Below are 18,302 nucleotides of genomic sequence, written 5' to 3' on the forward strand. Positions count from 1 at the left end.
GTTCAGTGTCAGGCTCCCAGCGTGGGAACACCGGTGCTCTGCGGGCTGAGGGCGAGCGCGATTCTGACGGCCGCGACCACCCAGCCGAGCACGACGAGCGCCGACCACAGCCAGATCGGGGCCATTCCGCGCCCGGCGCGGCGCTTCATGACGATCGAGCGGCCGAAGACATAGACGCCGGCGGTGAGGAGAAACGCCCAAGCCCAGTGGAACGGCCTCTCGAACCCGCGCCGCCGGAGCGTCTTCCAGTCGAAGTAGGCCAGCACCACCGCAGCGCCGTAGACCAGCAGACCGAGCAGCGACAGCCCGACGTTCGCCGTCGACGATGCGCTGGCAGGAACCCGACCCGGGTGGGAGAGCGCAGTGACCGCGCGGGCGACCCCGGAGTAGTCGTTCGTGAGCGCCGACAGAATCGACACCACGGGGAGAAGCGTGATGATCCAGATGAAGGCGTTGTAGACGGCCCGGCCGGGAGCGCCGGCTACAGCCCCGGCCGCAGCTCCGCCCAGAGCCGCGGTGCCGGGGCCAGCGGCGAAACCCGCCTGCGGGGCCGCATACGCGCCGGAAGCATCGGGGAACACATGCTCGGTCCACACCGACCCGTTCCACCAGCGCTGCTGGGGGTGGCCCGCGGGGTCGGGGTACCAGCCCGCCGGCGCGATCGATGCGTCTGGTGCCGTCATGTCTCCTCCGAGCGCCAGCGCAGATCGGGCGCTCGCGGTGGTTATCCTATGCGAGATCGCCGCCGCTCATTCAGGCTTGCGGTCGATAATGAATGCATGATCTCTCCCCAGCTCGCCCGCGCCCTCGGTGTTGCCGGCCTGCGATGGCGGCCGACCTCCGGCGACATGTTTGTCATCGATCAGTCGGGTTTCGAAGGCGACGTCTTCACACTCAGCGACATGACCATCGAAGCGCACGAATTCACAACGGGCACGGTGCTCGGCTTCAACGGCACCACTGAGTGGGCGCTCGACTCGGTCGCCCTCGACGACGCCCTGTGGCTGCCGGCCGAACACCAGCTGCGAGCGTTGCTGGGGTCGACCTTTCGGGTGCTCCGTCGTATCGCGGCCGGCGCGGCCGGTGACGGCTCTGACGACTCGTTCGGGCTCGGAGACGATGGTGGCGACGAGTACGAGGTCGAGATCGTTCTCGCCGGTCAGACCCGAGTGTTCGCCGCCATCGACCCGGCCGACGCGTATGCGGGAGCGCTGCTGGTGCTCATCGGCGCATCGAGCGACTCGGTCGAGCCCTCGCTCTGACGAGTCTGACGCGGGTGACGCCGGTGACGCGGGTGACGCGGGTCAGCGCGTATCGGCGACTCGCGCCTCGAACCGGGCTCGCGCCTCGACGGCGAGCACAGCGCTCAGCTGCGTGGCGAGAAACGTGGTGGGGGCGGCGGGCGTTGTCCAGGTGTCGTTCGCCAGAAAGCGCGGCGGCGTGAGGTTCTGCCAGAGCAGGTCGGTGCTGACGGTGAGAAACCCGGCGGGCATCCGGAGCCCCTCGCCAGAGACAGCGGCGAGGGCCTCGATGAGGCGCTCGAGGGAGCGCACGAAGATGCCCTTGAAGAGGCCGATGTCACCGCCGCCGTGCGAATCGAATGACACGTTCTCGCCGGTGAAGACACCCGAGGGTGCCAGGGTGCCGATGGTGGTTCGGGCGGTCTGCAGCGCGCGTTCGATCAGTGCCGGCTCTGCGGTACGGTCGAAGGCTTCGATCAGTGCACCGATGTAGAGGCCCTGGTTGTAGCTGAAGCGCCAATCCAGGTCGAGTGTGTGGTCTCCGGTGCGGTTGAGGCCGTCGGCGACCAGCCCGGTGTCGGCATCGACGAGCGTGGTCTCGAGAAAGTGCAGGGCCCGCTCGGCGTAGTCGAGGTAGCGCTGCTGTCGGGTGCGACGAAACAGCCGTGCCGAAAGTAGGGCGAACGCTCCATTGCTCGGGGCGTTCTTGTAGTCGAGCTGCTGGGTGCGCCACGCCAGGCTCGGGCCGCCCGCGTCGTTCCAGCCGCGGTCGACGAGGTGCAGCCAGAGGGCCTGGGCGTCGATGAGGTACCGGTCACCCGGCTCGCCGGCGACCGTCGGCAGGGCGTCGAACAGCCGCAGGGCTGCGAGCCCGAGCCAGCCCATATCGTCGAAATAATGGTTGAACAGGCTGCCGTGATTGCGCGACCGGATGCCCGCGTAGGTCTTCTGGGCGGCCCGCAGCGGCCCCGTGCTGCCGCTGCGCTCGGCCGCGTCGACCCGCACCTCCACGGCGTGGGCCAGCCACCAGTAGTTGAACGCCGCGACCTGTGAGAGCCGCAGCGGAGCCGTGTTGCGGAGCCGCCCGCCGTGATGGCTGCCAGAGCGGCTGCCGAACAGGATTCCGAAACGGCCACCGAACTCGGTTCTGAGGGCGTTCTGCAGCAGATCGGCGCGGTCGGCCCACAGCTCGGCCGCGGTTGGCGGAGAAGTCTCGGCAGAGGGCGTGTGCGAGGGCGTGTGCGAGGACATCGGCGTGCTCATCGGGTCAGCGCAGCGCGGGCGCCACGTATCTGACCCAGACCCAGACCGACACGCTCACGGCCGCGAAGGCGATGGCCGCCAGCAGCACGGGCACCGCGGTCGGCGTGACGCCGGCGCGCTCGATCGACGAGCAGAGCACGGCCGCGAGCAGTGTGAATGAGACCACGGTGCTGGCGAGCCAGACGCCCCGTGACCAGGCGAACAGCGCCCGGCCGGCGAGGGGACCCAGGGGAATGAGCGCGATCGCGGCGGCGCCGAACGACCCGAGGGTCAGGGTGCTGAGAACTTCGGCGACGAAGGAGCTGAAGGCACCCGACGAGGCATCGACCAGACCACTCGAGGCCCATGCGGCGCCGCCCAGAACGAGCAGCGCGATCGTCTGCACGAGCGCCAGCTGGCCCTGGATGCGCCGCGAGGCTTCAACCGCACCGCCCACCGCGAGCACAAGCCCGAAAAGCAGGGCAGGGTCGAGGTCGAACAGACGTGACACCCCGGTTGCGGCGGCGGCAAGCAGAAGGTACTTCGGCGCGAAGACTGCCGTGATGGTCACACCCAGGGCGCGCCGTGCGAACACTCTCGGCACCACCACCGAGACGAGGTTCAGTACGGTGAACGACACGATGATCGCGCCGAACAGGCGAAGGTATGCGGGCTGATTGTCGATGGGGCCCGACAGCATTCCGATGGCTGCCGACGCCACGAGCGCCAGAACCGCTATCACCCTCGGGCTGACCGCGATGTCGGGAACCCGGTCGTACTCGTCGCGAGACCGGTTGCGGCCGGTGAGTGCGCCGCGACGTTCGGCCCGCTGGCGGAGGGCCGTGGCCGCCCCTGACGAGGCAAGGGCAGAGCGCGCCTGGCTTGCTGCCGTCGTGGAGGCCAGCGCCGATCGAGCCGAACCGAAGGCGTTGGCCAGCAGCCGTGCCGGTGCCGCCACGAGCACGAGAGCCGTCAGCGCCACGATCAACGCGATCCACCAGTTCGACGCAGTCGCCTGGCCGAAGACCGGCTGCAGCGCAGAGGTGTACCGCGTGGCGCCAGCCCATGTACCGGGGGTGTGGCCCGCCGCTGGGGGAGCAGCGCTGCCGGAATCGCCCGGGCTGCTCGGCGCGGTGGGGGTCGCCGGGGCCGAAGGGTCACTCGTGCCGGCGCCGGGTGCTGCGCCGTCGCCGTAGCCGCTCGAGCCGGTCGGCGGCGTGCCGGCCACCCCGGGTGATCCGGTCGCCGAGGGGGTCTGGCCGGGCGTCGGAGGCGTACTGCCCGCCCCGGGTGCGGGCGTGCCGCTGGGCGTTCCCGTTCCGGCTCCCGTCGGTGCTGTCGGGGTGGTGGATGCCGTACTGAACGTGAGCGCGAACGGAGTGCTTTCGCTGCTGATGTTGCCCGCCGCGTCTTGCTGCAGCGCCGACATCTGGGCTGTACCCGCTGCCACCGTTCCCGCAGTGCAGCTCCAGAGGGAGTCGACGACGGTTGCCGTGCAGGCCGCGTAGGCGCCTGCGAAGACGGTAACCAGAGCGCCGGTCTCGCCGCCACCCGCGATGAGTGCTCCGGTGAGTGCGACGGTTCCGCCAGCGGTGGGCGAGGTGATCGTGGGCGGCTGAGGCGACTCTGAGTCAATCGTGATGGTCACGCCCGCGCTCGACGGCGATGAGCCCCCGCTCCACGAGGTGACCTGGCTGGCACGCAGCACCAGCGTTCCGCTGGGAATGCCGGCCCCCAGGTTGCACGCCCAGCCGCCGCGTGCGTCGGCGATCGCCGAGCAGCTGTAGGCACCGGCCGTGGCCGTGACGGTGGCCTGCGGATACCCGTTGCCGCGCACGGTGCCGTACCCGGTGGTGACGCCGCCACTCGAGCCGGAACCGGCTGTCGGGGCGTTCAGAAGGTTCACGCTCACCGATGCGCTCTGGTTGTCGTGGCCTGCGACGAGCTGCGTGATGCGTAGAACGACACCCGGGCCGCTCGGCAGGCCGCCGCTCGAGCAGCTGAAAGAGCCATCGGCGGCCGCCGTGGTGAGGCAGAGCGGATCGGTCTGCGTGTTCGATGACAGCTGGATGTCGCTTCGCGGCTCGGCGGTGCCCGTCACGATCACTGAGCCGCTGAGCAGTGATCCCGTGCTGGGCGCAGAGATCGAAGGGCTGGCCACCGGGGCGTCGGTGGGGGTCGTCGATGTCGGCGAGGGAGCCGGAGCTGGCGCGGGTGCCGTCGAAGGGTCGGCAGTCTGGCTCGGAGTGGCTTGCGTGCTCTGGGTGTTCTGCGTGGCCGCCGTGCTGCTCGGCGGTGCCGAGGGGGCCTCTTCTGCCGAGGCGGCCGGGGCTCCGAAACCGGCTGTGGCAGCAAGAGGCAGCGCAATGGCGATGATGGCGAGAGCAAGCACAAATCGGGCGCGAGAACGAGAACGGGCGGGCGCCGATCGTGTCGGCGCGCCCGGGTCGGTGCTCTTTCTCAAATCAGTCACGTTGTTCCATTTAGCAAGGAAAACCGCGCAAAGTCAAAGCACCATGCGGTTGTATGCAAACAAAACCGTCACCCTAAAGGGTTACGCGGGCATCCGGTGATCACCCCGGTGGTGGGGCCGAGCTACGCCAGGGTAGACAATAGCTCTCAAATACCGACATAATCGCTCGATCGCGTAGCGCGCGGCGACGCTTCGGCTGTTTCAGAGGAACCCGACCAAAGAGAGGGTCACAGTGCAGCTTGAGACCGTCTTCGCCGAACCCACCCGGCGCGTCGGTGGCGGGTGGATCGCCTTTTTCGCCGCGGCCTGGCTCGGTATCTGGATGGCCCAGCTCACACCGATCCAGCTGCTGCTGCCTCTGCAGATCGAGAACCGGGTGCACACCGAGAACTGGGTCGACAGCGTCGTGGCGTTCGGCGTCATCTCGGGTATCGCCGGGGTGGCGGCGCTCGTCACCTTTCCGCTGACGGGCGCACTCTCCGACCGCTCGACGTCGCGATGGGGCCGTCGACGCCCGTTCATCGCCGGCGGCGCACTGCTGTTCGCTGTCGCGTTGATGCTGCTCGGCATCCAGAGCTCTCTCGTCGGCATCGGCGTGTTCTGGACTCTCTCGATCATCGGTTTCTGCATTCTGACCGCCTCACTCACCGCGGTGATCTCCGACCAGGTGGTGGTGGGCCAGCGCGGGTACGTGTCGGGCTGGCTCTCAGCGCCCCAGGCCATCGGCACGATTCTGGGGCTCGTGCTGGTGACCACCGTCTTCACCGCACAGTTCGCCGGCTACCTCGTGGTGGCCGTGCTCCTTGTGCTGCTCGTCGCTCCCTTCTGTATCTGGATGCCCGACGCCCGCCTGCCGCCCGAAGCACGTGCCCGGGTCACCGCCCGCGCTTTCGTCGACGGGTTCTGGATCAACCCGAAGCGCCACCCCGACTTCGGGTTCACTCTGCTGAGCCGCGTACTCGTGAACACCGGCAACGCACTCGGAACCGCGCTGCTGCTGTACTTTCTCACCTTCGGGCTGAACGACAGCACTCCCGAAGACGACCTCATCGTGCTCACGCTCATCTACATGGTGTTCGTCATCATCGCCTCGCTCGGCGCGGGCGCCCTCTCTGACCGGCTCGAGCGTCGGCGCGCGTTCGTGTTCGCTGCTTCGGCGCTGCAGGCGGTGGCCGCGCTGCTGCTGGCCTTCGTTCCGAACCTCACCGTCGCGATGGTCGCCGCGGGGCTTCTCGGTCTCGGCTACGGCTGCTTTCTCTCGGTCGACCAGGCGCTCGCCACCCAGGTGCTGCCCGACCCGGTCACCCGGGGCAAAGACCTCGGCATCATGAACATCGCCACGGCGGTGCCGCAGGCGATGGCGCCCCTGCTCGGTGCAGGAGTGGTCGCCCTGTTCGGCGGGTTCACCGGGCTCTTCGTTCTCTCTGCCCTGTTCGCCTTCGCCGGTGCTCTCGCCGTCGCCCGAGTGAAATCGGTTCGCTGAATGACCTTCACCCTCACCCGCCCCCGCGAGTTCGTCTGGCAGAATCCGGCCCGCTACTGGGGGGAGCTCACCGCGGCCACGGCCCACCTCGACACGCCGTTGGCCGCCCTCAGCCTGCCGGCGCTGGCGCACAACGCGTTCTCGATGCTCGATCGCGCGGCCGGCAAGCCGCTGCGGGTGGCGAGCAAATCGGTGCGGGTGCGCGCGGTGCTCGACGCCGTGCTCGCACTGCCCGGCTACGCGGGGGTGCTCGCCTACACCCTGCCCGAGGCGCTGTGGCTCGCCGAGACCATCGATGACGTGGTGGTGGGGTATCCGACGGCAGACCGCGGGGCGATCCGGGCACTCGGGGCCGACGAGCGGCTGGCGGCGCGGGTCACGCTGATGATCGACTCGGCCGCGCAGCTCGACCTGATCGACTCGGTTGTCGCGCCGGGGCAGCGGGCGGGCATCCGGGTCTGCATCGAACTCGACACGGCCTATGTCACTCGCGCGCTCGGGCATGTGGGAGTGTGGCGCTCGCCGGTGTTCACCGCGGGTGAGGCACGTGTGCTCGCGCAGCACATCGCGTCGCGGCGGGGCTTCGAGCTGGTCGGCCTGATGGGCTACGAGGCGCAGATCGCTGGGGTCGGCAATCGGCCGAGGGGCAACCCGGCGCGTGGCCGGGTGCTCGACTGGATGCAGCGCCGGTCGATCGCCGAACTGGCCGATCGCCGGGGCGCCGTGGTGGCCGCGGTGCGCGACGTGGCCGACCTCGAATTTGTGAACGGGGGCGGAACGGGCTCCATCGAGAGCACCTCTGCCGATGGCTCGGTGACCGAGATCGCGGCCGGCAGCGGTCTCTTCGGCGGGCACCTGTTCGACACATACTCGCGGTTCAGACCGGCTCCCGCCGCCGCTTTCGCGCTCTCTGTTGTGCGCAAGCCCACCCCCGACATGGCTACGCTGCTGGGCGGCGGCTGGATCGCCTCTGGCCCGTCGCAGCCCGACCGCCTGCCCGAGATCGCTTGGCCCACTGGGCTCTCGATGCAGCCGCGCGAGATGGCCGGCGAGGTGCAGACCCCGCTCTCGGGAGCCGCAGCACGGGCGCTCCAGGTGGGCGACAGGGTGTGGTTACGGCACACGAAGTCGGGCGAGCTGTCAGAACACGTGAACGAGTTCCAGCTGGTCGACGGGTCGACGGTTCTGGATGCCCTGCCCACCTATCGCGGCGAAGGCAAGGCCTTTCTGTGAGCGCCGGTGGCGCCGGTGCCACGGGTGCCGTGTGGAAGAACTGGGCCCGCACCGAGAAGGTGACGCCCTTGCGAGTGGAGCGGCCCGCCAGCGTCGAAGCGGTTCAGCGCGCGGTCGTGGCTGCCGGGCGCTCGAGGCTCCGCATCAAGGCCGTCGGTGCCGGGCACAGCTTCACCGGCATCGCTGTGGCGCGCGGGGTGCAGCTCGACGTCTCGGCCCTCAGCGGAGTTCTCGCCGTCGACATCGCGCGCCAGCGGGTGACGCTCGGGGGCGGCACGTTTCTCCACCAGGTGCCGGCGCTGCTGAAGCCGTTCGGGCTCGCGATGGCGAACCTCGGCGACATCGACCGCCAGAGCATCAGCGGGGCGATCTCCACCGGAACGCACGGCACCGGTCGCCTGTTCGGCGGCATCTCGACGCAGGTCGTCGGCGCGGTGCTCGTCATCGGCGACGGGTCGCTCCTCACCGTGAACGAGACGCACAATGCCGAGCTGCTGCCGGCGGTGGCGCTCGGGCTCGGTGCGCTCGGCATCATCGTGGCGGTGACGCTGCAGTGCGTGCCTGCTTTCGTGCTGCACGCCCGCGAGGCCGCCGAGCCGCTCGGCGTGGTGCTCGAGGGGCTCGATGAGCGCGTCGAAGCGGCCGACCACTTCGAGTTCTACTGGTTTCCGCACACCCAGACGGCGCTGACGAAGACCAATACGCGGCTGCCCGGCGAAGCTCCGCGTGCGCCACTCGGGGCGGGCAAACGGTTTATCGACGATTGGCTGGTGGCGAACCAGGTGTTTCGGGTGACGTGTTCGGTGGCGAGGGTGGTGCCCTCGATCATCCCGAGCCTGAACCGCACAGCCGAGAAGCTGACCGGTACGCGCCAATTCAGCGACCACTCGGCCCGGGTCTTCGCCTCGCGGCGAACGGTTCGGTTTCGCGAGATGGAGTACGCGCTGCCGGCAGAGGCCGTGCCGGCCGTTCTGCGCGAGATCGACGCGTTGATCGAGCGGCGGGGCTGGCGCATCTCGTTTCCGGTCGAGGTGCGCTTCGCGGCCGCCGACGGCCTCTGGCTGTCGACCGCAGAGGGGCGGCAAACGGGATACATTGCAGTTCACCGCTACTTTCGTGAAAGCCACGCCGAGTACTTCGAGGCGGTCGAGGAGATCATGATGGCGTACGCCGGCCGGCCGCACTGGGGCAAACTGCACACGCGAGACGCAGCGTCGTTGCGTGAGGTGTACCCGCACTTCGACGCGTTCGGGGCGGTTCGCGATCGACTCGACCCGGCGCGGCTGTTCACGAACGACTATGTCGACCGGGTGCTGGGAGCGTGAGCGGGGGCGATACCGGCCGGCGGGCCGTTCCCGGCGCGCGGGTGCGGGGTGCGAACCTGAGCGCGGCGCCCACCGCCACGAGTGCCACGCGCGACAGCGCGAGGCCGGAGGCTGAGGCGTTCGCGGGCATCCTGCCGACCGGCTTCGTGATGGGCGTGGCAACGAGCGCCTTCCAGGTCGAGGGGGCCGTGCATGACGGCGGGCGCGAGCTCTCGGTGTGGGATGACTTCAGCCACCAGCCCGGCCGTATCCGGGGCGGCGCGAACGCCGACACGACGGCCGACCACTACGGCCGGTTCGCCGAAGACGTCGACCTGATGACCGAGCTCGGCATCGACTCCTACCGGTTCTCGTTCGGCTGGCCGCGACTGCAGCCGGGTGGCTCGGGCTCGCTGAACCCCGAGGGCATCGCGTTCTACGACCGGCTGCTCGACCGGTTGCTGGCCGCGGGAATCAGCCCGATGGCCACGCTCTTCCACTGGGACACCCCGGTGGAACTCCGCGGTGGATGGCTGAACCGCGACACCGCACACCGGTTCGGAGACTACGCGTACGAGGTCGGTGAGGTGTTCGGCGACCGCATCGACCGGTGGGTGACCCTGAACGAACCGGCGACGGTCATGCTGAACGGCTATGCGCTGGGCATCCATGCGCCCGGCTCGACACTGCTGTTCGACGCTCTGCCGGCCGGCCACAACCAGCTGCTCGGCCACGGGCTCGCGGTACAGGCGCTGCGGGCAGCCTCGGTGAAGGGGGCAATCGGCATCGCCAATGTGTACTCGCCGACCTCGCCGGTCACGAGTTCTGACGACGACGTGGCGTTCGCCGGGCTGTTCGACACCGTGCACAACACGATGTTCGGTGACGCTGTGCTCCTCGGCCGGTACCCCGAGGTGCCCGATGCGTTCGCCCGGCTGCTGCGGCCGATCGTCGAGGCCGACCCCGCTGACCTAGCCACGATTCACCAGCCGCTCGACTTCTACGGGGTGAACTACTACTTTCCCACCCGCATCGCGTCGGGCAGCGGGGGAGTGGCGTCGCCCGACGGCGAGGCCTCTGCCATGACGTCGCTGCCGTTCCACCTGGGGGCGTGGCCCGAATTCCAGCGCACCAACTTCGGCTGGCCGGTCGCCCCCGAGTTCATGACGGTCGCGCTCGAACAGCTCGCGGCCCGCTACGGCGACGCGCTGCCGCCCGTGTTCGTCACTGAGGGCGGTGTGAGTCTGCCCGATGAGGCGGCACCGGATGCCGAGACCGGCGTCACCCGCATCGTCGACTCCGCCCGCATCGACTACCTCACCACGCACCTCGAAGCCGCGCTCGAAGCGGCAGCCGCGCCCGGCGGAGCCACCCTTCTCGGTTACTACGTATGGTCGCTTCTCGACAACTTCGAGTGGGCCGCGGGGTACAGTCAGCGCTTCGGCCTCGTACACGTCGATTTCAGCACCGGCGACCGCACTCCCAAAGAGTCATTCGCGTGGTTGCAACGGGTTCTCGAGGCTCGTTCGTAAGGGCCGCTTGCCCGGTAATTCGGCGGAATCGATCGAGACTGATGTGTCGCTGAGAGCTTGCCTGACGCGGTCTGTGTGAGAAGCCCTCAGTCGTTATAGTGGTGGCTATGGGATGGCTAATCGCACTTATCGTCGTTGTTGTACTCGTCGTGATCATCGGTATCTACCTGTGGGCTACCTACAACTCGCTGGTCACGCTGAACGTGCGCGTCGACGAGGCGTGGAGTGACATCACCGTCCAGCTGAAACGACGAGCCGATCTGCTGCCGAACCTCATCGAAACGGTGAAGGGGTACGCCGCCCACGAGAAGGGTGTCTTCGAGGCAGTGACGAAGGCCCGTGCCGAGACTCTCAGCGCGCAGGGCCCCGCCGATGCATCCGTCGCCGAGAACCACATGCAGACGGCCCTTAAGAGCATCTTCGCGGTGGCCGAGGCCTACCCGCAGCTCCAGGCCTCGCAGAACTTCCTTCAGCTGCAGGCCGAGCTGGTCGACACCGAAGACAAGGTGCAGGCGTCACGCCGCTTCTACAACGGCGGTGTGCGCGAGTTGAACACCAAGATCAAGGTCTTCCCGAACAACGTCTTCGCGAAGCGCCTCGGCTTCACCTCGCGTGACTTCTTCGAGGTGGCCGACCTGGCCGCCATCGCAGAGCCGCCGCGCGTACAGTTCTAGCCCGCGTTCCGCACCATCACAGAGCGGCTGAACCCGAAACTCAATGTACAAAGCCATAGCGCAGAACAAGCGCAACACCGTCATCATCCTCGTGGTGTTCATCATCGTGATCGGCGGTCTCGGCTACCTCGCGGGGTTGCTCTACAAGAGCTTCAGCCTCACCGCGGTCATCCTCGTGTTCGCGCTCGGGTTCGCCGTCGTACAGTACTTCTTCGCCGCCTCTCAGGCCGTCATCTCGAGCGGCGCTGTCGAGATACAGAAGTCCGACAACCCGCGTCTCTGGCGCATCGTCGAAAACCTTGCCATCACCACCGGCATGGAGATGCCGAAGGTGTACATCGTCAACGACCAGGCGCCGAACGCCTTCGCCACCGGGCGTGACCCGAAACACGCCGTCGTCGCCGTCACCACCGGGCTTCTCGACCTCATGACCGACTCCGAGCTCGAAGGTGTCATGGCGCACGAGATGGGCCATGTCAAGAACTACGACATCAGGGTGTCGCTCATCGTCTATGGGCTCGTCGTGGCGGTGGGCATCATCGCCGACTTCTTCTTTCGCATGGCCTTCTTCGGCCGCGGCAACAATAACAACAACAATCCGGTCGTTCTGGTGCTCGGCCTCGTCGCCGCCATCATCGCGCCCCTGGTGGCAACCGTGGTACAGCTGGCCGTCTCCCGCCAGCGTGAATACCTGGCCGACGCCACGAGTGCCATGACCACGCGCCACCCCGACGCGCTCGCCAGCGCCCTCGTCAAACTCGAAACCTACGGTCGGCCCATGCAGAAGCAGTCGACCAGCATGGCTCACATGTGGATAGCCGACCCCCTGAAGCCCGGCCTCATGAACCGCCTCTTCGCCACCCACCCGCCCATCCCCGAGCGGGTCGCCCGCCTCGAGAAAATGGGCGGCAGCTTCTAGCACTCCGGCCCCACCTCACCGGCGAGCGGGGTGAGTGCGGGCGGGTCAGGGGGCGGCGAGGGCCGCGGCGAGGGGCGCGGCGAAGGAGCCGCGGGGAGCGACCGTGACGTCGGAGAGGTTCTGCCAGGCGGCGGTGCGGCGCAGGAGTGCGGCGAGACGCTCGGCGGTGCCGTCGGGCGGGTTCGGCTCGATCCAGGCCGCCTGTACGCGCAGGAGCCCCGCTTGGCGGTCGTTCTTCAGGTCGACGCGGCCCACGATGCGCTCGTCGAGCAGCACCGGCAGAACGTAGTATCCGAACACGCGTTTCGGCTCGGGCGTGTAGATCTCGATGCGGTAGTGAAAGTCGAACATGCGTTCCGCCCGCGATCGCAGCCACACCACGGGGTCGAATGGCGTGAGCAGGGCATCCGCTTCGATGCGCCGTGGCAGCCGGGCATCGCGGTGCAGCCAGGCCGGCTTCTGCCACCCAGCGACCGTGACGGGCAGCAGCTCGCCCGACTCTTCGAGCTCGTGAATGGCGGGCAGGGCATCCACCCCCTTCAGCCGAAAGTAGTCTACGAGGTCGGCGGCGGTACCGATACCGTGTGCACGAGCCGCGATCGAGACCAGCTGGCGCACGGCCTCAGCGCGCGGCACTTCGGCATCGAGAATGGCGGGCGGCAGCACCTGCGACGGCAACGCGTACACCCGCTCGAAGCGGGTGCGGCCCGCGGTGACCACATCGCCCCAGCGAAAGAGGGTCTCGAGCCCCCGCTTCACATCTGACCAGCCCCACCACGGACCATTGCGAACGTTCGATTCGTGCTCGATGGCACTCGCCGCAAGGGGCCCCTTCTCGGCGAGCTCGGCCAGCAGCCACGAGATCATCTGTGGGTTCGCCGCCGCCCACGAATCGCTTTCGGCGAGGGCCCGAACCCGGTAGTCGTTCATGCGCCAGCGCATCAGAGGCAACGTCTCGAGCGGAATGAACGACGCCTCGTGCGCCCAGTACTCGATCATGCGCTTGCCGTAGGTGACGCGGTCGAGTTCGGCCTTGTCGTACGCCCCGAGGCGCGAGAACGCGGGCATGTAGTGGCTGCGCTCGAACACGTTCACCGAATCGATCTGCAGCAGCCCGAGCCGCCCCACCAGTGCGTTGAGCTGGCGCACGCCCGGCTGGCTTCCGGATGCCCGCCCGAACCCCTGCGCCCCCAGCGCCACCCTGCGAGCCAAACCCGGCGAAATCGTTGCAACCACGTCTTCGAGCGTAGCGTGAGGCGCTGTCTAGAATGAGGTCATGTCAGACTCAGACCAGGCCCGCCGCCGCCCGGGGCTCTTCTCTCGGCGGCCCGCAGTGGCACCCCGCAAACGGGTCGCAGCCGAAACCGAGACCGTGGCGCACGCCGCGGCGAATGCAGCCGAAGCAGTGGGGTCGGTGCCGCCCGGAATGCAGATCGCTGGGGCCTGGGCGTGGCGGCTGCTGGTCATTGCCGGTGCGCTGGCTGTGCTGCTGTACCTCATCGCCCAGTTCTCGCTGGTGGTCATTCCGCTGTTCATCGCCGTGGTGCTGGCGGCGCTGCTCGTACCGTTCAAGAACCTTCTGGTGCGTCACGGCTGGCCGAAGTGGCTCGCCGTTGTCGTGCCGATTCTCAGCGTGTTCATCGTCATCGGAGGTCTGGGGTTCTTGGTGGCCACGCAGGTGTCTTCGGGCTACGCCGACCTGAAGACGCAGAGCACCGCGTCGTACAACATGCTGCGCGACTACCTGCACACGGGCCCGCTGCAGCTCTCCGACGACCAGATCAACGGCTACATCGGCCAGATCTTCACCGCTTTGCAGAACGACAGCTCGGCTCTCGTCAGCGGCGCGCTGAGCGTCGGTTCGACGCTGACGCACGTGCTCACCGGGGTGCTGCTGGTGCTGTTCTCGACGCTGTTCATTCTGATCGACGGCCAGGGCATCTGGCAGTGGGTCGTTCGGGTCTTCCCGAAGCGAGCTCGCCAGGCGGTCGACGGCGCGGGTAAGGCCGGCTGGAGCACCCTGCAGAGCTTCATCAGGGTGCAGATACTGGTGGCTTTCGTCGATGCCGTGGGAATCGGTGCCGGCGCGCTCATCCTGCAGGTTCCGCTGGCGATTCCCATCGCGGTACTGGTCTTTCTCGGCTCGTTCATTCCCGTGGTGGGCGCCGTGCTCACAGGGGCCGTAGCCGTGTTCATTGCGTTGATCTACAACGGCTGGGTGGTGGCACTCATCATGTTGGGAGTCGTTCTGCTCGTACAGCAGGTCGAAGGGCATGTGCTGCAACCACTCGTGATGGGAACGGCGGTGAAAGTGCATCCACTCGCCGTCGTTCTGGCTGTAGCCGGGGGAAGTATTATCGCTGGTATACCGGGCGCGTTTTTCGCGGTGCCCTTCATCGCCGTGTTGAACGTGATCGTGAAGTACATCGCGAGTGGCGTCTGGCATTCACGAGCCGAACCGAAAGAACCCCAACTCAATGCCTGAGACCCCCGCACAGACCCTGTCGGCCGTACCGTTGCTGGCCGAAATCGAAGCGGCTCGTGCGGTGGTGGCGCGTGTGGCGCAGGTCACGCCACTCGAGAGTTCGCGTTACCTCACCGAGGTGCTCGGGGCCGAGGTTCTGATGAAGCTCGAGAACCTGCAGCGCACGGGTGCGTACAAGATTCGCGGGGCGTACTACCGGCTGTCGAGGCTCACCGATGAAGAGAAGGCCCGCGGTGTGGTGGCGGCTTCGGCCGGAAACCACGCACAGGGTGTGGCCTTCGCCGCGCGTGAACTCGGCATCAAGGCGACGATCTTCATGCCTCTGGGCGTGGCCCTGCCGAAGCTGCAGGCGACCCGAGACTACGGCGCAGACGTGCTGCTCCGCGGCCACACTGTCGAAGAACCGCTGAAGGCGGCGGCGGAGTACGCGGCTGCGACCGGTGCGGTGTTGATTCCGCCGTTCGATCACCCCGATGTGATCGTGGGGCAGGGCACCCTGGGGCTCGAGATTCTCGACCAGGCGCCCGGGCTCGAGACGATCATCGTTCCGATCGGTGGGGGCGGCCTGATCTCCGGCGTGGCGAGCGCGGTCAAGCAGCGCGCGGCGGCCGAGGGTCGAACCGTGCGGGTCATCGGTGTGCAGGCGGCCAACGCGGCCGCGTACCCGGTGTCGTTGGCCGCGGGTGAGCCGACACTCATCCACACCTCCGCCACGATCGCCGACGGTATCGCGGTTGCCAAGCCGGGGCTGCTGAACTTCGAGATCATCAAAGAGCTTGTCGACGAGGTTGTCACCGTGAGCGAGGCCGATATCGCCCGCGCGATCCTGGTGCTGCTCGAGAGGGCGAAGCTCGTCGTCGAGCCGGCCGGCGCGGTGGGAGTGGCGGCCATTCTGGCCGGTCTCATCCCGGCCTCGGGGCAGACGGTCGTCATTCTCTCGGGTGGCAACATCGACCCGCTTCTCATGCAGCGGGTCATCAGCCACGGCCTGGCCGCGTCAGACCGCTATCTCAAGCTCCGCATCATGCTTCCCGACCGGCCGGGCCAGCTCGCCCGCACGGCCGAGATCGTGGCAGAAGCGAACGCCAACGTGATCGAGGTTCTGCACACGCGCCACGGGCGTGGGCTTCAACTCAGTGAGGTCGAACTCGAGCTCAGCGTCGAGACGCGGGGCCCCGAGCATCGCGCCGAGGTGGTGGCGAAGCTGGTCGAGGCCGGTTACGACGTGCAGCTCGACGAAGACTGAGGCAGAGCGCCGGCGACGCGCACTGCGCCGGCTGAGCATCCATCTGCCTCGATGGCTCAGCCGGTGTAGTTCTCGACCTTGAGGATCTTCACCGAGATGGCACGCCCATTGGGTGCCTCGTAGGTCGTTGATTCGCCCACTTTGAGGTCGATGATGGCCGCACCGAGCGGGCTCTTCTCCGAGTAGACGTCGAGGTCGCTCTGGCCTGCGATCTCGCGGCTGCCGAGGAGAAAAACGGTCTCGTCACCGGCGACGGTTGCCGTGATGACGGTGCCGGGAACAACCACGCCGTGGCTCTCTGGCGCCTCGCTGACCTGTGCGGTCTTCAACAGGTTGATGAGAAACCGGATGCGCGCCTCTTGTTTACCCTGCTCGTCTTTCGCGGCGTGGTACCCGCTGTTCTCTTTCAGGTCGCCCTCTTCGCGCGCCGACTGGATCTTGTCGGTGATCTCCTGCCGGCCCGTCGTCGATGCGTATTCGAGCTCGTTCGCAAGGCGGTCGTATGCCGCCTGCGTCAGCCAGCTGACGTCTGGTTGCTCTGCCATGAAAACTCCCTTGTCGTTGCGTGTGTGCTGGTGGGGCGTGATGGGCCGTGGTGGGCCGTCATGCACCGTGTTAAAAGTGATGAGCCCGGGCAGCCTAGTGGCGTCTCCCGAGCGATCACGAAAGTCTACGTGAGCCAGCAGCTGTCGATCAAACCCGTGACGGCAGGCTCTACGGTGAGTACGGTCGTCGTGATCTCTTGCGTGCGCTGCTGTGAGCCCGGAATGTCGACGATCTTGTAGCCCACCACCGCGTGAGACTCGTTCTGCGCCTCCACCGCGCAGGCCATCGATTTTCCGCGGTCGGCCGACACGTCGAACGTGACGTCGACACGGGTGTTGCTCACGATGGTGTGCGCCTTATCCTGTGCATCAACCGTGGATTGTGTTCCGTCGAGCCCGGCCCAGATGACCCACGAGCCGATCACCAGTACCACTGCTCCGCCGAAGGCGAGTGCGATGACCCGCCCGCGATGCCGGGTCTTCTGCGTGCTGCCGTAGCGTTCGGCCCGCACGGTGGAGGCCGGGGCGGCCGTCGACGATGGTGCCAGCGGCGCCATCGTGGCGGCGAAAGGCCCGTCTTCGCTCAGCTCGTCTTCGCTCACAGCGTTCGATTCTCTCTTCTTGAAAACGTTAGTCTGGTCGGGTGCAGAAATCGCTGGCACGACCTAGTTATTAGGGTAGTTCGCTTTCCTGAGGAGTTGAGACACCTGTCACTGCGTCTCATGGCCGTCCATGCCCACCCCGACGACGAGTCGAGTAAGGGCGCCGCAACATACGCCTACTACGTGAATCGTGGCGATGAGGTGATGGTTGTCAGTTGCACAAGCGGCGAACGCGGCAGTGTGCTGAACGACAACCTCGCCGAGCGCCCGCGCGCCGAGCGCGACATGACCGGGCTCCGCCGGGTCGAAATGGCGGCAGCCCAGGCGGCCGTGGGGTTCGAGCATCGTTGGTTGGGCTACGCCGATTCAGGCCTGCCCGAAGAGGGAGACCCTCTCCCGGCCAACGCCTTCGCGAGCATCCCGCCCGAGATCAGCGTGCGCCCGCTCGTGAAGCTCATTCGCGAGTTCAAGCCGCAGGTGCTCGTCACCTACGACGAGAAGGGCGGCTACCCGCACCCCGACCACATCCGTTGCCACGAGATCTCGGTTCTGGCGTACGCCGCAGCGGCCGACCCTGAGCAGTTTCCCGAACTCGGCGAGGCCTGGCAGGTTTCGAAGCTCTACTACGACCGCATCTTCAGCTACCAGCGCATGCAGTCGATTCACACACTTCTCGTGGCGACCGACCCCGAGAGCCCGCTGCTCGAAGCCTTCACCGGCATGCGGCGCTGGATGACCGAGAGCCCGTTTCTCGCCACCACACAGATTCCCGCGGGGGCCTTCTTCGAGGCTCGCGACTCAGCGCTTCTGGCACACGCGTCGCAGGTCTCGCCCGAAAGCTCGTTCTTCTTCTGGCCGAACGAGTTGCAGCGGGAGGCCTGGCCGTACGAAGACTTTCAGCTGGTCGACTCGAAGGTGCCGTTGCCCGAGCGCGGTGACGGGTTCGAGGCCGACTTCTTCGAGGGCATCATCGACGACGCTCTGCCGGTACCTGAGGCCGCTGACGCTGCACCGAGCGGAGCCGCAGAATGATGCTCTACGCGGTTTCCACCGTGCAGTCGTGGGCCTTCACCCTGCTCGCTGACGACACCCCGACTCCCACTCCCACCACCGACCCGAACTACAACCCCGACACCGTGACTCCGGGCACGATCGGTTTTGTCATCACGCTGTTCGTGGCTGTTGCGGCGGTTCTGCTCATCATCGACATGGTTCGTCGCATCAGGCGCGTGAACCTGCGCCAGCAGGTCACCGAGAAGCTCGACGCCGAAGCGGCTGCTGCTGCTGAGGCTGCAGCGAAGGGCAAGCGCAGGGGCTGAGGCG

General features: G+C 67.4%; 17 protein-coding genes. 11 read left to right on the plus strand and 6 right to left on the minus strand.

Annotation, left to right across the window (positions count from 1 at the left end; translation table 11 throughout):
- Positions 1-8: 8 nt before the first annotated feature.
- The gene (locus tag QN358_RS10575; RefSeq protein ID WP_323512325.1) at positions 9-683 is read right to left on the minus strand and encodes a DUF2510 domain-containing protein; all 675 of its coding nucleotides are present in this window, start codon (positions 681-683) and stop codon (positions 9-11) included.
- Between the two features lie 96 nt (positions 684-779).
- Between QN358_RS10575 and QN358_RS10580 the strand changes: the two genes are divergently transcribed.
- Positions 780-1,262, plus strand: coding sequence for a pilus assembly protein CpaE (locus tag QN358_RS10580; protein ID WP_323512326.1), 483 nt, complete (start codon positions 780-782; stop codon positions 1,260-1,262).
- 42 nt (positions 1,263-1,304) lie between these two features.
- Here the strand turns inward: QN358_RS10580 and QN358_RS10585 are convergent, their stop codons facing one another.
- Together QN358_RS10585 and QN358_RS10590 are read right to left on the minus strand one after the other, a co-directional pair.
- Complete coding sequence (locus tag QN358_RS10585; protein WP_323512327.1) at positions 1,305-2,504, minus strand: glycoside hydrolase family 76 protein; 1,200 nt, start codon at positions 2,502-2,504, stop codon at positions 1,305-1,307.
- 4 nt (positions 2,505-2,508) lie between these two features.
- Positions 2,509-4,956: a hypothetical protein gene (locus tag QN358_RS10590; protein ID WP_323512328.1), complete on the minus strand. Its 2,448-nt coding sequence runs from the start codon at positions 4,954-4,956 to the stop codon at positions 2,509-2,511.
- Between the two features lie 232 nt (positions 4,957-5,188).
- Between QN358_RS10590 and QN358_RS10595 the strand changes: the two genes are divergently transcribed.
- The 6 genes from QN358_RS10595 (at position 5,189) to QN358_RS10620 (ending at position 12,101) form a co-directional block, all read left to right on the plus strand.
- Entirely contained in the window at positions 5,189-6,439 is a 1,251-nt protein-coding gene (locus QN358_RS10595; RefSeq protein ID WP_323512329.1) for an MFS transporter, read from the plus strand.
- Positions 6,440-7,672 (plus strand): amino acid deaminase/aldolase, encoded by a 1,233-nt coding sequence (locus QN358_RS10600; protein WP_323512330.1) that lies wholly within the window; start codon positions 6,440-6,442, stop codon positions 7,670-7,672.
- A complete protein-coding gene (locus QN358_RS10605) occupies positions 7,669-8,997 on the plus strand; it encodes a D-arabinono-1,4-lactone oxidase (protein WP_237280329.1) in 1,329 nt (442 codons plus the stop codon). Before QN358_RS10600 ends, QN358_RS10605 begins: the two co-directional genes overlap by 4 nt.
- A complete protein-coding gene (locus QN358_RS10610) occupies positions 8,994-10,508 on the plus strand; it encodes a glycoside hydrolase family 1 protein (protein WP_323512331.1) in 1,515 nt (504 codons plus the stop codon). The genes QN358_RS10605 and QN358_RS10610 overlap by 4 nt, the downstream gene beginning before the upstream one ends.
- 107 nt (positions 10,509-10,615) lie before the next feature.
- A complete protein-coding gene (locus QN358_RS10615) occupies positions 10,616-11,182 on the plus strand; it encodes a LemA family protein (RefSeq protein ID WP_136641941.1) in 567 nt (188 codons plus the stop codon).
- A gap of 43 nt (positions 11,183-11,225) precedes the next feature.
- Positions 11,226-12,101: a M48 family metallopeptidase gene (locus tag QN358_RS10620; protein ID WP_136641942.1), complete on the plus strand. Its 876-nt coding sequence runs from the start codon at positions 11,226-11,228 to the stop codon at positions 12,099-12,101.
- A gap of 45 nt (positions 12,102-12,146) precedes the next feature.
- Here QN358_RS10620 and QN358_RS10625 read toward each other — a convergent pair whose 3' ends face one another.
- Positions 12,147-13,337, minus strand: coding sequence for a winged helix-turn-helix domain-containing protein (locus tag QN358_RS10625; protein ID WP_136641943.1), 1,191 nt, complete (start codon positions 13,335-13,337; stop codon positions 12,147-12,149).
- Positions 13,338-13,377: 40 nt separating this feature from the next.
- Between QN358_RS10625 and QN358_RS10630 the strand changes: the two genes are divergently transcribed.
- Both QN358_RS10630 and ilvA read left to right on the plus strand, forming a co-directional pair.
- Entirely contained in the window at positions 13,378-14,586 is a 1,209-nt protein-coding gene (locus QN358_RS10630; protein ID WP_136641944.1) for an AI-2E family transporter, read from the plus strand.
- Positions 14,579-15,832 (plus strand): threonine ammonia-lyase, encoded by a 1,254-nt coding sequence (gene ilvA / locus QN358_RS10635; protein ID WP_136641945.1) that lies wholly within the window; start codon positions 14,579-14,581, stop codon positions 15,830-15,832. The genes QN358_RS10630 and ilvA overlap by 8 nt, the downstream gene beginning before the upstream one ends.
- Before the next feature lie 56 nt (positions 15,833-15,888).
- Here the strand turns inward: ilvA and greA are convergent, their stop codons facing one another.
- Positions 15,889-16,377 carry a transcription elongation factor GreA gene (gene greA / locus QN358_RS10640; protein ID WP_136641946.1) on the minus strand — a complete coding sequence of 163 codons (489 nt, stop codon included), beginning with the start codon at positions 16,375-16,377 and terminating at the stop codon, positions 15,889-15,891.
- A 125-nt stretch (positions 16,378-16,502) separates the two neighbouring features.
- On the minus strand, positions 16,503-16,979 hold the full coding sequence (locus tag QN358_RS10645) for a DUF4307 domain-containing protein (protein WP_136641947.1): 477 nt from the start codon (positions 16,977-16,979) through the stop codon (positions 16,503-16,505).
- 120 nt (positions 16,980-17,099) lie between these two features.
- On the opposite strand from QN358_RS10645, the gene mca reads away from it, so the two are divergent.
- Together mca and QN358_RS10655 are read left to right on the plus strand one after the other, a co-directional pair.
- Positions 17,100-18,011 carry a mycothiol conjugate amidase Mca gene (gene mca, locus QN358_RS10650; protein ID WP_136641948.1) on the plus strand — a complete coding sequence of 304 codons (912 nt, stop codon included), beginning with the start codon at positions 17,100-17,102 and terminating at the stop codon, positions 18,009-18,011.
- A complete protein-coding gene (locus QN358_RS10655) occupies positions 18,008-18,298 on the plus strand; it encodes a hypothetical protein (protein ID WP_237280330.1) in 291 nt (96 codons plus the stop codon). The genes mca and QN358_RS10655 overlap by 4 nt, the downstream gene beginning before the upstream one ends.
- Positions 18,299-18,302 lie beyond the last annotated feature (4 nt).

It is taken from the genome of Subtercola sp. RTI3 (genome assembly GCF_035018625.1).
Classification (GTDB): domain Bacteria; phylum Actinomycetota; class Actinomycetes; order Actinomycetales; family Microbacteriaceae; genus Subtercola; species Subtercola vilae.

Coding starts and splice junctions, on each gene's coding strand:
- QN358_RS10585 (WP_323512327.1), bottom strand. CDS start 2,504: ATGAGCACGCCGATGTCCTCGCACACGCCCTCGCACACGCCCTCTGCC.
- QN358_RS10655 (WP_237280330.1), top strand. CDS start 18,008: ATGATGCTCTACGCGGTTTCCACCGTGCAGTCGTGGGCCTTCACCCTG.
- QN358_RS10615 (WP_136641941.1), top strand. CDS start 10,616: ATGGGATGGCTAATCGCACTTATCGTCGTTGTTGTACTCGTCGTGATC.
- QN358_RS10630 (WP_136641944.1), top strand. CDS start 13,378: ATGTCAGACTCAGACCAGGCCCGCCGCCGCCCGGGGCTCTTCTCTCGG.
- QN358_RS10620 (WP_136641942.1), top strand. CDS start 11,226: ATGTACAAAGCCATAGCGCAGAACAAGCGCAACACCGTCATCATCCTC.
- ilvA (WP_136641945.1), top strand. CDS start 14,579: ATGCCTGAGACCCCCGCACAGACCCTGTCGGCCGTACCGTTGCTGGCC.
- QN358_RS10600 (WP_323512330.1), top strand. CDS start 6,440: ATGACCTTCACCCTCACCCGCCCCCGCGAGTTCGTCTGGCAGAATCCG.
- QN358_RS10575 (WP_323512325.1), bottom strand. CDS start 683: ATGACGGCACCAGACGCATCGATCGCGCCGGCGGGCTGGTACCCCGAC.
- greA (WP_136641946.1), bottom strand. CDS start 16,377: ATGGCAGAGCAACCAGACGTCAGCTGGCTGACGCAGGCGGCATACGAC.
- QN358_RS10580 (WP_323512326.1), top strand. CDS start 780: ATGATCTCTCCCCAGCTCGCCCGCGCCCTCGGTGTTGCCGGCCTGCGA.
- mca (WP_136641948.1), top strand. CDS start 17,100: ATGGCCGTCCATGCCCACCCCGACGACGAGTCGAGTAAGGGCGCCGCA.